The sequence below is a fragment of the Salmonella sp. SAL04202 genome, assembly GCF_046550775.1.
GTDB classification, from domain to species: domain Bacteria; phylum Pseudomonadota; class Gammaproteobacteria; order Enterobacterales; family Enterobacteriaceae; genus Salmonella; species Salmonella enterica.
This window is the reverse complement of sequence record NZ_JBGDXK010000009.1, coordinates 37,664-50,518: the sequence shown is the minus strand read 5'-3', so window position 1 is coordinate 50,518 and position 12,855 is coordinate 37,664. Positions and strand designations below refer to the sequence as shown.

Below are 12,855 nucleotides of genomic sequence, written 5' to 3'. Positions count from 1 at the left end.
GCTCATGGCCGGCGCAAAAGAGATACGTAGTAAGATCGCAAGCGTCCAGAACACGCAAAAGATCACTAAAGCGATGGAGATGGTCGCCGCTTCCAAAATGCGTAAATCGCAGGATCGCATGGCGGCCAGCCGTCCTTATGCAGAGACCATGCGCAAAGTGATTGGTCACCTTGCGAACGGTAATCTGGAATATAAGCACCCCTACCTGGAAGAGCGCGACGTTAAACGCGTGGGCTACCTGGTAGTGTCGACCGACCGTGGTTTGTGCGGTGGCTTGAACATTAACCTGTTCAAAAAGCTGCTGGCGGATATGAAGGCATGGTCCGATAAAGGCGTTCAGTGCGAACTCGCAATGATCGGCTCTAAGGGCGTGTCATTCTTTAATTCCGTAGGCGGCAACGTTGTCGCTCAGGTGACAGGTATGGGGGATAACCCTTCTCTGTCCGAACTGATCGGTCCGGTTAAAGTGATGTTGCAGGCCTACGACGAAGGCCGTCTGGACAAGCTTTACATTGTCAGCAACAAATTTATTAACACCATGTCTCAGGTGCCGACGATCACTCAACTGCTGCCGTTGCCGGCGTCAGAAGATGATGATCTGAAGCGTAAAGCCTGGGATTACCTGTATGAACCAGACCCGAAAGCGCTGCTGGATACTCTCCTGCGTCGTTATGTGGAGTCTCAGGTTTATCAGGGCGTGGTAGAAAACCTGGCCAGCGAGCAGGCCGCACGAATGGTGGCGATGAAAGCCGCAACCGATAATGGCGGCAGCCTGATTAAAGAGCTGCAGTTGGTATACAACAAAGCTCGTCAGGCCAGCATTACTCAGGAACTCACCGAGATCGTCTCGGGGGCCGCCGCGGTTTAACCAGGTTATTTCGTAGAGGATTTAAGATGGCTACTGGAAAGATTGTCCAGGTAATCGGCGCCGTGGTCGACGTCGAGTTCCCTCAGGATGCCGTACCACGCGTGTACGATGCCCTTGAGGTGCAGAATGGTAATGAGAAGCTGGTGCTGGAAGTTCAGCAGCAGCTTGGCGGCGGTATCGTGCGTACCATCGCGATGGGGTCTTCTGACGGTCTGCGTCGCGGTCTGGATGTAAAAGATCTCGAACACCCGATCGAAGTCCCGGTAGGTAAAGCCACGCTGGGTCGTATCATGAACGTCCTGGGCGAACCGGTCGACATGAAAGGCGAGATCGGCGAAGAAGAGCGTTGGGCGATTCACCGCGCAGCGCCTTCCTACGAAGAGTTGTCAAACTCTCAGGAACTGCTGGAAACCGGTATCAAAGTTATCGACCTGATGTGTCCGTTCGCGAAGGGCGGTAAAGTCGGTCTGTTCGGTGGTGCGGGTGTAGGTAAAACCGTAAACATGATGGAGCTTATCCGTAACATCGCGATCGAGCACTCCGGTTACTCTGTGTTTGCGGGCGTAGGTGAACGTACTCGTGAGGGTAACGACTTCTACCACGAAATGACCGACTCCAACGTTATCGATAAAGTATCCCTGGTGTATGGCCAGATGAACGAGCCGCCGGGAAACCGTCTGCGCGTTGCATTGACCGGTCTGACCATGGCGGAGAAATTCCGTGACGAAGGTCGTGACGTACTGCTGTTCGTCGATAACATCTATCGTTACACCCTGGCCGGTACGGAAGTATCCGCACTGCTGGGCCGTATGCCTTCCGCAGTAGGTTACCAGCCGACTCTGGCGGAAGAGATGGGCGTTCTGCAGGAACGTATCACCTCCACCAAAACCGGTTCTATCACCTCCGTACAGGCGGTATACGTACCGGCGGATGACTTGACTGACCCGTCTCCAGCCACCACCTTTGCGCACTTAGATGCAACCGTGGTACTGAGCCGTCAGATCGCATCCCTGGGTATCTACCCGGCCGTTGACCCGCTGGACTCCACCAGCCGTCAGCTGGATCCGCTGGTTGTTGGTCAGGAACACTACGACACCGCGCGTGGCGTTCAGTCCATCCTGCAGCGTTATCAGGAACTGAAAGACATCATCGCCATCCTCGGTATGGATGAACTGTCTGAAGAAGATAAACTGGTGGTAGCTCGCGCGCGTAAAATTCAGCGCTTCCTGTCCCAGCCGTTCTTCGTGGCGGAAGTATTTACCGGTTCTCCGGGCAAATACGTTTCCCTGAAAGACACCATCCGTGGCTTTAAAGGCATTATGGAAGGCGAATACGATCACCTGCCGGAGCAGGCGTTCTACATGGTCGGTTCCATCGACGAAGCCGTGGAAAAAGCCAAAAAACTTTAACGCCTTAATCGGAGGGTGATATGGCAATGACTTACCACCTGGATGTCGTCAGCGCGGAGCAACAAATGTTCTCCGGTCTGGTCGAGAAAATCCAGGTTACGGGTAGCGAAGGCGAACTGGGGATTTACCCGGGGCACGCGCCGCTGCTCACCGCCATTAAGCCTGGTATGATTCGCATCGTTAAGCAGCACGGTCATGAAGAGTTTATCTATCTGTCCGGCGGCATTCTGGAAGTGCAGCCTGGCAGCGTGACCGTTCTGGCGGATACCGCGATTCGCGGTCAGGATCTCGACGAAGCGCGAGCCCTGGAAGCGAAGCGTAAAGCCGAAGAGCACATTAAGAGCTCGCACGGTGACGTGGATTACGCTCAGGCGTCTGCGGAACTGGCCAAAGCGATCGCTAAACTGCGCGTTATCGAGTTGACCAAAAAAGCGATGTAACACCGGCTTGAAAGCATAAAACCAGTCTGATTGCGGACTGGTTTTTTTTTATCCTCTCAATTTTTATTCGATAAACTAGCAACGACAAAAACAAGCGGCTGAAGGCGACGCGTTTTCAGCGACAGCGCTGTTTTCATTAAATCCTTCTTTCTGTCATTGGCATCTGCACATTGTGCGAAGAAGGAAGGAATGGATGCGTTTTTATTGCATAAAATGAGGGATTATTACTATGTCATTTCAGCCATCCTTTGCGGGTCCACAACCCGACTCAAGGATTGATCGTACTACCTTTATTCGTCGCGCTTATCTTCATCTCGCCGTCGCCATCGTCGGTTTTATCGTATTGAGCGCGGCGTGGAGTTTTATAGGGGTCGGGGAGTATGCGCTTGATGTGCTGCTGGCTGGTGGAAGATATAGCTGGTTGGTTGTTCTCGGCGCTTTTATGCTGGTGGGAATGCTGGCGACCCGTCTGGCGGATAATGCGGGGACTAATCAAACGCAACTTATCGGGCTGGGGATTTATGTGTTGGCAGAATCCCTGATTTTTGCCCCCCTGTTAACGGTGGCGGCGTATATTAACCCGTCGAGCATTGGCGCGGCGGCAATAACGACTCTGTTGCTGGTCGGCGGCCTGACGTTTACCGCTTTTTCCATAAAAAAAGACTTTTCTTTTCTGCGCTCGTTTCTGACTATGGCTGGGTTCATTGCTTTTGGCGCGATTATTGCCAGCGTCATCTGCGGCTTCTCGCTGGGCGTCTGGTTTTCTGCGCTGATGGTACTGCTGTGCGCCGGGTTTATACTTTACGATACTTCTAACATTATTCACCATTACCCTACCGATCGCCCTGCTGGCGCGGCATTACATCTGTTTGCTTCTATCGCGACCATGTTCTGGTATATTTTGCGGATTTTTATGTCGCGTAATTAAGTAAAAAATACGCGCAACGGAAAACCAGCGGCCTCTGTCGCTGGTTTTTGCTTTTCTGACTCCCCTGCGCTTTATTACGTTATCTTCTTTATTTATGGAGTAAAAAAACAGCAAAAACATCGGACTACGTTGCCAATACGCGGGTGTTTTTACTTTTCAGGAGACAAGAGGCGCGGTAATGAACGAAAATGATTCATTAGCAGGCGGGGTTTTTATCCCGGTGAGCGTTTTATCCTTCTTCCATTTTACGATGAAAAAAATGTAGTATTTTCAACGTGAAACAGTATAAATTCGTTCTCAAATTACAGTCAGGACGCGTATGTTAAATAGTGCTATGAGCGTAGTGATCCTTGCCGCAGGTAAAGGCACGCGCATGTATTCCGATATTCCTAAAGTGCTGCACACGCTGGCGGGTAAACCCATGGTGCAGCATGTCATTGATGCAGCTACTAAATTAGGGGCCGCACAGGTTCATCTGGTCTATGGCCACGGTGGCGAGTTGTTAAAACAGACCCTGAAAGATGACAAGCTAAACTGGGTGCTTCAGGCGGAACAGTTGGGAACAGGTCACGCAATGCAGCAGGCCGCGCCCTTCTTTAGCGACGATGAAGATATTTTAATGCTTTACGGCGACGTGCCGCTGATTTCGGTTGAAACCTTACAGCGCCTGCGCGATGCCAAACCGCAGGGTGGTATTGGGTTATTAACCGTGAAGCTGGACGATCCGAGCGGCTATGGCCGTATTACGCGTGAAAACGGTAAAGTGACCGGCATCGTTGAACATAAAGACGCCACTGATGAACAGCGTCAGATCCAGGAAATTAACACCGGTATTCTGATCGCCAACGGCGCGGACCTGAAACGCTGGTTGTCTAAGCTGACTAACAATAATGCGCAGGGTGAATATTACATCACTGATATCATTGCGCTGGCTTATCAGGAAGGACGGGAAATCGCCGCGGTGCATCCGGCTCGCATCAGCGAAACGGACGGCGTGAATAACCGTCTACAGCTTTCTCGTCTGGAGCGTATTTACCAGGCCGAACAGGCGGAGAAACTGCTGTTATCCGGCGTTATGTTGCGCGATCCGGCACGTTTTGATCTCCGCGGCACCCTTCATTGTGGAATGGATGTCGAAATTGACGCTAACGTTATCATCGAAGGTTATGTAACGCTCGGTCACCGCGTGAAGATCGGCGCGGGCTGCATTATTAAAAACAGCGTTATTGGCGATGACTGCGAAATTAGCCCATACAGCGTGGTGGAAGATGCGCATCTGGAAGCGGCCTGCACCATCGGCCCGTTTGCTCGCCTGCGTCCCGGCGCGGAGCTGTTAGCGGGCGCTCACGTCGGCAATTTCGTTGAGATGAAAAAAGCGCGTCTCGGTAAAGGTTCTAAAGCCGGCCATCTGACCTACCTGGGCGATGCGGAAATTGGCGACAACGTGAATATCGGCGCGGGGACCATCACCTGTAACTATGATGGTGCGAACAAATTCAAAACGGTTATTGGCGACGATGTGTTTGTCGGCTCCGATACCCAACTGGTGGCGCCGGTTACTGTTGGTAAAGGGGCCACCATCGCCGCAGGGACTACCGTCACCCGTAATGTAGCCGACAATGAACTGGTATTAAGCCGCGTGCCGCAGGTGCATAAGCAAGGCTGGCAGCGTCCGGTGAAGAAAAAGTGATTTTGTAAGCCGGATAAGCGTCAGCGCCATCCGGCAGACCGGAGATGAGAGGATAAAATAATCCTCCGCTCCATGAGCAGTACTTATAAAAATAACCCCACTCTCTACAAGGCTCGGGGCGCCCGCAACGACGGGCATACAGGTCAGCGACAACGCATGGCGTAATGCCATAATCAGGAAATAAAACTATGTGTGGAATTGTTGGCGCTATCGCGCAGCGTGATGTAGCTGAAATCCTTCTCGAAGGTTTACGTCGTCTGGAATACCGCGGATATGACTCTGCCGGTCTGGCCGTGGTTGATGCAGAAGGTCATATGACCCGCCTGCGTCGCCTCGGTAAAGTCCAGATGCTGGCTCAGGCAGCGGAAGAACATCCTCTGCATGGCGGCACCGGTATTGCTCACACTCGCTGGGCGACGCACGGTGAACCTTCAGAAGCTAACGCGCATCCGCATGTTTCTGAACACATTGTGGTGGTGCATAACGGCATCATCGAAAACCATGAGCCGCTGCGTGAAGCGTTAAAAGCGCGTGGCTATACCTTCGTTTCTGAAACCGACACCGAAGTGATTGCACACCTGGTAAACTGGGAACTGAAACAGGGCGGTACTCTGCGTGAGGCTGTTCTGCGTGCTATCCCGCAACTGCGTGGTGCGTACGGTACAGTGATCATGGATACCCGTCACCCGGATACCCTACTGGCTGCACGTTCTGGTAGCCCGCTGGTGATTGGCCTGGGTATGGGCGAAAACTTTATCGCTTCTGACCAGCTGGCGCTGTTGCCAGTGACTCGTCGCTTTATCTTCCTTGAAGAGGGCGATATCGCTGAAATCACTCGCCGTTCGGTAAATATCTTCGATAACACCGGCGCGGAAGTAAAACGTCAGGATATCGAATCCAATCTGCAATATGACGCGGGCGATAAAGGTATTTACCGCCACTACATGCAGAAAGAGATCTACGAACAGCCGAACGCGATCAAAAACACCCTTACCGGGCGCATCAGCCACGGTCAGGTGGATTTAAGCGAGCTGGGACCGAACGCCGATGAACTGCTGTCGAAGGTTGAGCATATTCAGATCCTCGCCTGCGGTACGTCTTACAACTCCGGTATGGTTTCCCGTTACTGGTTTGAATCGCTGGCAGGTATTCCGTGCGACGTTGAAATCGCCTCTGAATTCCGCTATCGCAAATCTGCCGTGCGCCGTAACAGCCTGATGATCACGCTCTCCCAGTCTGGCGAAACGGCAGATACCCTGGCTGGCCTGCGTCTGTCGAAAGAGCTGGGATATTTGGGCTCTCTGGCAATTTGTAACGTGCCGGGATCTTCGCTGGTGCGTGAATCCGATCTGGCGCTGATGACCAATGCCGGAACGGAAATTGGCGTAGCATCTACCAAAGCCTTCACCACCCAGTTAACCGTGCTGTTGATGCTGGTGGCGAAACTGGCGCGTCTGAAAGGTCTGGATGCGTCCATTGAGCATGATATCGTGCATGGCCTACAGGCGCTGCCGAGCCGTATTGAGCAGATGCTGTCGCAGGACAAACGTATCGAAGCCCTGGCGGAAGATTTCTCCGACAAGCATCACGCGCTGTTCCTGGGGCGTGGCGATCAATATCCGATTGCGCTCGAAGGCGCGCTGAAGCTGAAAGAGATCTCTTACATTCACGCGGAAGCCTATGCTGCAGGCGAGCTGAAACACGGTCCGCTGGCGCTGATTGACGCCGATATGCCGGTGATTGTGGTGGCGCCGAACAACGAACTGCTGGAGAAACTGAAATCCAACATCGAAGAAGTTCGCGCCCGCGGGGGGCAGCTTTATGTCTTCGCCGATCAGGATGCGGGTTTTGTGAGCAGCGACAACATGCACATCATTGAGATGCCGCATGTGGAAGAAGTGATCGCGCCTATCTTCTACACCGTTCCGCTGCAACTGCTGGCGTATCACGTGGCGCTGATTAAAGGCACCGACGTTGACCAGCCGCGTAACCTGGCGAAATCGGTGACGGTAGAGTAAGTCAAATGTAGTACCAGGCAGAAGGCCGTCGACAGACGGCCTTTTTTTGTGCGCCGTGACAGGCGCTGTTCTTTCTCTATGGTGGCTGAAGAGCGACTAAGAGGTGCTACGCCTGCCAGCGCTACGGGCACCCGGTAACATTCTCTTCTTTAAGGCCCTGGCTCAATCCAGGTGGATCGGAAATCAAACCATCCCAGGTTATTCAGGTGGATCCCCCTGGCCCGGTCGGGGCTTTTGAGTCGCATCCAGTGGTGAAAAAGCGGCTGTAGCCAGCCTGAACGGGTGGTTTCCCTGACCAGTTGTTCCGCGCTGATGGTTTCGGCATGCCACTGGGTTTCCCATTGGGCCAGCAGCGCATCATCCCCACCGCTGATGGCGTGGCGCAGTAAAGGGGAGCCCAGTAGCCATGTACCGACGTTCCACTCTTCGGGAATGGGGAAATTGACCGTCCCCAGCCAGAGATCCACATTGGCTTTGCCATTCGCCCAGTCATCATAATTCAGCTCAACGCCCTCAAGTAAAATGCCCTGCTGGCGCATGATCTCTTGCATGATATCCAGGAGCATTGGAAATTCAGGGTGCTGATCGTGATAGGCCAGACGCAGTTTTGCGTAGGGCGACGACGAGATAAAAGGTGAACAGGCCGGGCCCGCCTCAATAGTATGAAACCAGGAGGACAGCAGGCTGCCGCCCGGTACCCAGAAGGGGCGAATTGCCTCACTCAGATGCTGGAGTATGGCGTAAGGGCTGAGTGTTTCCCGTAGCCAGCGGCGATGTTCGGCGGTATGCCAGTGCGGGGAGCGGCTGTCGCATAATAAAAAATATCCTCCACGCTCAAGAAACATCTCGCGCAGGTTGTCAGAAGGTTTGCCTGATACCTGGCTAAGCCGTCCGGAAACATAATCCTCATCGCTTAGGCTGGAGCTGAGCCAGGCTGCCGTGTCGTTATCCGACAGCGATTCCGCCAGGTTATCTGTCTCCGTTAAATTCGGCCAGATAAAGACCTCCACTTCATCCAGCAGCCCGCGCAGACCAAAGTAGTGGTCAAAGGCCTTCATTTGCAGATGAAAGCCATTGTTTTCCACCACCTCATAAGGGCCAGTCCCCACAGGATGTGCCGGGAAATCAGCGCGTTGTGTATGGTCAGGCGGTAGGATCATGGCATCAATATGGCTGAGCAGCAGAGGCAGTCGGTTATCCGGGTGCGCCAGCGTAATTTCAAGGCTCAGCGGCCCGGTGGCCTGAATGGTCTGCAAGTGCGAGAACAGCGGCAGCTTAGCGCTGCGGGTCAGTGAAGCGATAACCGCGTCGATCGTCAGCTCCTGGCCATCATGCCAGAGGACGGCGGGGCGCAGATAAAAACGCCAGCGCAGCGGATCAATCTGCCGCCAGTGGTGGGCAAGATCGGCTTCGACTTCACCTTTTTCCTCATTTATGCGCGTCAGGCCGCTAAAAATCTGCCTGACCAGATGCTGCTCAGAGCGACGCAACGGTATGCCGGGGCACAGCGACGGCATTGTCCGGTAATAGGGGATGCACAGCCGCTGATAGTCTGCCCGCACGCTATAGCCCAGCTTTGAACGCAGCAGTTGCGCCACCTGGTGCTTATTTTTACCCAGCAGTTGAATGGCCTGATCAACATGACCAGACTCCAGCAACTGCTCCGCCTTTTCGCTTAACAGCTGTTCTGGTTTATAGCGCAGGTGAAGCCGGGCGCGATGCCCACGTCCGGCCTGTGATTGCCAGATGAGCCACTTTGCCTCCTGCATCTGAAGCAACAGATTACGCATATGCCGCCGGGTGCAGAACAACACATCCGCCAGCTCCTGTAGCGTCACGCTAACGGGCTTGTCGCCATAGTGCTGGAGTAGCTTTAAGTATTTTTGTTCAGTGTGCCGGGTTGTCATAAAAGGTGAAATTTCCCTAACGGGAATGAGCAATTTTTAATATCCCCTTTTTAGCCGATGATTTTCTCTATCGCAACTTCTATGAGGATTCATCATGACAAAGCGCATTAATAAAGATACTCAGGTCTGCATGTCCCTGGCGGCACGCCCGAGTAACTTCGGTACACGCTTTCACAACTATCTGTACGAAGCGCTGGATCTCAATTATCTCTACAAAGCCTTTTCGCCGACCGATCTTACGCAGGCCATTAGCGGCGTGCGCGGTCTGGGGATCCGTGGGTGCGCGATCTCTATGCCATTTAAGGAAGCCTGCATTCCGCTGGTGGATGAACTGGATGCTTCCGCTCAGGCCATTCACTCAGTTAATACCATTGTGAATACCAATGGCCATCTGAAGGCGTACAACACCGATTACATTGCAATAGCTCGCTTGCTGGCGAATTACAAGGTCTCTCCCGACCTGGTGTTTGCTTTGCGTGGCAGCGGTGGTATGGCAAAGGCGGTGGCTTGCGCGCTGAAGGATGCGGGGTTTACCCGTGGTTATATTGTCGCGATTGATGAAGCGTCAGGTAAACAACTGGCCGAACTCTATGGCTATGAATGGCGCCCGGATACCGACGGTATTGAAGCCGATTTGTTAATTAACGCCACGCCTATCGGAATGGCTGGCGGTAATGATGCCGACAAACTCTCTTATTCCGAACAGGAAGTGGATAAGGCGAGCGTTATCTTTGATGTGGTGGCGCTACCGCCCGTCACGCCGCTGATCCGCTACGCCCGTGAACGCGGTAAAACCGTGATTACCGGTTCCGAAGTGTTTGCTATTCAGGCCGTGGAGCAATTTGTCCTTTATACCGGGATTCGCCCGGATGACGCGCTGTTCCAGAAAGCAGCGGCCTGGTCACGCCTGTAACATTTTTTCCCGCTTTTTCTTTAAATTAAAAGAACAGGGTACCCTACTATGACTAAAAAAATTGTTGCTGTGACGGCCTGTCCGACGGGCGTCGCCCATACCTTTATGGCGGCAGAAGCGTTGGAAATTGAAGCCCGCAAGCGTGGTGACTGGATCAAGGTTGAAACTCGCGGTTCCGTCGGGGCGAAGAACACGCTGACCGCGGAAGAGATAGCGCAAGCGGATGTGGTGATTATCGCGGCGGATATTGAGCTGGATCTGTCAGGCTTTGTTGGCAAAAGACTCTATCGCACCAGTACCGGCGCGGCGCTAAAAAAGAGTGCGCAGGAAATGGATAATGCTTTCAATAGCGCCGAGGTCTATCAGGGGAGTGCCGGGCGATCTTCTTCAGCTGGTAAAACAGAGCTACCTGGCGTTTATAAGCATTTAATGACCGGCGTATCCCATATGCTTCCTTTGGTGGTGGCGGGAGGGTTGTGTATCGCACTCTCTTTTGTCTTCGGTATCCAGGCCTTCAACGAGCCGGGCACGCTGGCGGCTGCGTTATTTCAAATTGGTGGTAAGGCGGCCTTTGCGCTGATGGTGCCGGTACTGGCTGGGTTTATTGCCTTCTCAATTGCCGATCGTCCGGGTCTGGCCCCGGGGCTTATTGGCGGGATGTTGGCCAGCCTGTGCGGCGCCGGTTTCTTGGGTGGGATTGTGGCCGGTTTTCTGGCCGGTTACAGCGTACGGTTTCTGGCGCAAAATATTAAGCTGCCAGCGTCAATGGAAGCGCTTAAGCCTGTGCTGGTTCTGCCGCTACTGTCTACGCTGGTTACCGGCCTTATCATGATTTACGTGGTGGGTGGCCCCGTTTCTGCGGTGATGGAAGGGCTGACGACGTTCCTGGGGAATATGACCTCCACGAATGCTATCTTGCTGGGAATGTTGCTGGGCGCAATGCAAGGTTTTGACCTTGGTGGGCCGGTGAATAAAGCTGCGTATACCTTCGGCGTCGGTTTACTGGCTTCTCATTCTTATATGCCAATGGCGGCCATTATGGCGGCAGGGATGGTACCGGCATTAGGAATGGGCGTCGCAACCTGGGCGGCCAGAGCGAAATTCACTGCCTCTGAGCATGAAGCGGGTAACGCATCCTTTATCCTGGGGCTGTGCTTTATCTCTGAAGGGGCGATTCCCTTCGCTGCGCGTGACCCGATGCGCGTCATCCCTTCCACGATGGTCGGTGGCGCAATCGCCGGGGGACTGTCCATGTATTTCGGTTGTACACTGATGGCGCCACACGGTGGTCTCTTTGTCCTGGCGATCCCGCATGCGGTAGAACATGTGATGCAATATCTGCTCTCGATTGCCCTGGGCACGATTGTTTGCGGCCTGATGTACGCGCTGTTGAAACCGTCTGCGGTTGCGCAAACAGTTTAATTCATCTCCCCCTGCAGGCTGGTCTGGTGTCTCCCCGGGCCAGCTTTTTTATTTCCATTGTCATCAAACCGTCATAATCAAGACATATAACTGTCATCAATTTGTCCTATTTTGCTCATCGTAGCAACTCAAACAACGATTTACCGAAACCGTGCAGGAGACATTATGAAAGTTATGCGTACCACTGTCGCAACTGTTGTCGCCGCGACCTTATCGATGAGCGCGTTCTCTGCCTTTGCAGCAGCAAGCCTGACAGGTGCCGGTGCAACGTTTCCTGCGCCGGTGTATGCCAAATGGGCGGATACCTACCAGAAAGAAACCGGTAACAAAGTCAATTACCAGGGGATAGGCTCTTCCGGCGGCGTGAAACAAATCACCGCGAATACCGTTGATTTCGGCGCTTCCGATGCGCCGCTGTCTGACGAAAAACTGAATCAGGAAGGCCTGTTCCAGTTCCCGACGGTGATCGGCGGCGTGGTGCTGGCGGTGAATATTCCAGGCCTCAAATCCGGTGAACTGGTGCTGGATGGTAAAACGCTGGGTGACATTTACCTCGGTAAAATCAAGAAGTGGGATGATGAAGCCATCACTAAACTGAACCCAGGCGTGAAGCTGCCTTCTCAGAACATCGCTGTGGTGCGTCGCGCTGACGGTTCCGGTACCTCCTTCGTGTTCACCAGTTACCTGGCGAAAGTCAACGACGAGTGGAAATCGAAAGTGGGCGCGGGTTCTACCGTGAACTGGCCAACCGGTCTGGGCGGTAAAGGTAACGACGGCATCGCGGCATTTGTACAGCGTCTGCCAGGCGCTATCGGCTACGTTGAATACGCTTACGCTAAGCAGAACAACCTGGCCTACACCAAACTGGTTTCTGCCGACGGCAAACCGGTAAGCCCGACGGAAGAGAGCTTCTCTAATGCGGCGAAAGGCGCTGACTGGAGCAAAACCTTCGCGCAGGATCTGACCAACCAGAAAGGTGACGATGTGTGGCCAATCACCTCCACCACGTTTATCCTGGTCCACAAAGCGCAGAAGAAACCTGAGCAGGGTGCTGAAGTGCTGAAGTTCTTCGACTGGGCCTACAAAAATGGCGCTAAACAGGCGAATGATCTGGACTACGCCAGCCTGCCGGATAACGTCGTTGAGCAGGTTCGTACTGCCTGGAAGACCAGTATAAAAGACAGCAACGGTAAGGCGCTGTATTAATTAACGAATTGGCGGATGGCGCTACGCTTATCCGCCCTACGGTTTCGACCGCAG

10 protein-coding genes are annotated in these 12,855 nt (G+C 53.5%); 9 read left to right on the top strand and 1 reads right to left on the bottom strand.

Features of this window, described 5'->3' with window-relative positions:
- Positions 1 to 4: 4 nt before the first annotated feature.
- The 6 genes from atpG (at position 5) to glmS (ending at position 7,353) form a co-directional block, all read left to right on the top strand.
- On the top strand, positions 5 to 868 hold the full coding sequence (atpG, locus tag ACLJQJ_RS22395; protein ID WP_000896506.1) for a F0F1 ATP synthase subunit gamma: 864 nt from the start codon (positions 5 to 7) through the stop codon (positions 866 to 868).
- A gap of 26 nt (positions 869 to 894) precedes the next feature.
- Positions 895 to 2,277: a F0F1 ATP synthase subunit beta gene (gene atpD, locus ACLJQJ_RS22390; protein ID WP_000190499.1), complete on the top strand. Its 1,383-nt coding sequence runs from the start codon at positions 895 to 897 to the stop codon at positions 2,275 to 2,277.
- A gap of 20 nt (positions 2,278 to 2,297) precedes the next feature.
- Positions 2,298 to 2,717 (top strand): F0F1 ATP synthase subunit epsilon, encoded by a 420-nt coding sequence (locus ACLJQJ_RS22385; RefSeq protein ID WP_001251971.1) that lies wholly within the window; start codon positions 2,298 to 2,300, stop codon positions 2,715 to 2,717.
- A gap of 229 nt (positions 2,718 to 2,946) precedes the next feature.
- Complete coding sequence (locus ACLJQJ_RS22380) at positions 2,947 to 3,645, top strand: Bax inhibitor-1 family protein (protein WP_000009908.1); 699 nt, start codon at positions 2,947 to 2,949, stop codon at positions 3,643 to 3,645.
- 319 nt (positions 3,646 to 3,964) lie between these two features.
- Entirely contained in the window at positions 3,965 to 5,335 is a 1,371-nt protein-coding gene (gene glmU, locus ACLJQJ_RS22375) for a bifunctional UDP-N-acetylglucosamine diphosphorylase/glucosamine-1-phosphate N-acetyltransferase GlmU (protein WP_000934851.1), read from the top strand.
- 188 nt (positions 5,336 to 5,523) lie between these two features.
- Entirely contained in the window at positions 5,524 to 7,353 is a 1,830-nt protein-coding gene (gene glmS / locus ACLJQJ_RS22370) for a glutamine--fructose-6-phosphate transaminase (isomerizing) (RefSeq protein ID WP_000334059.1), read from the top strand.
- A 149-nt stretch (positions 7,354 to 7,502) separates the two neighbouring features.
- Here the strand turns inward: glmS and ACLJQJ_RS22365 are convergent, their stop codons facing one another.
- Positions 7,503 to 9,260 (bottom strand): SgrR family transcriptional regulator, encoded by a 1,758-nt coding sequence (locus tag ACLJQJ_RS22365; RefSeq protein WP_000213173.1) that lies wholly within the window; start codon positions 9,258 to 9,260, stop codon positions 7,503 to 7,505.
- Positions 9,261 to 9,354: 94 nt separating this feature from the next.
- On the opposite strand from ACLJQJ_RS22365, the gene ACLJQJ_RS22360 reads away from it, so the two are divergent.
- The 3 genes from ACLJQJ_RS22360 (at position 9,355) to pstS (ending at position 12,801) form a co-directional block, all read left to right on the top strand.
- Positions 9,355 to 10,173 (top strand): shikimate 5-dehydrogenase, encoded by an 819-nt coding sequence (locus tag ACLJQJ_RS22360; protein WP_000166709.1) that lies wholly within the window; start codon positions 9,355 to 9,357, stop codon positions 10,171 to 10,173.
- Between the two features lie 48 nt (positions 10,174 to 10,221).
- Entirely contained in the window at positions 10,222 to 11,595 is a 1,374-nt protein-coding gene (locus tag ACLJQJ_RS22355) for a fructose-specific PTS transporter subunit EIIC (RefSeq protein WP_001525663.1), read from the top strand.
- Between the two features lie 165 nt (positions 11,596 to 11,760).
- Positions 11,761 to 12,801 (top strand): phosphate ABC transporter substrate-binding protein PstS, encoded by a 1,041-nt coding sequence (pstS, locus tag ACLJQJ_RS22350; protein WP_000867131.1) that lies wholly within the window; start codon positions 11,761 to 11,763, stop codon positions 12,799 to 12,801.
- Positions 12,802 to 12,855 lie beyond the last annotated feature (54 nt).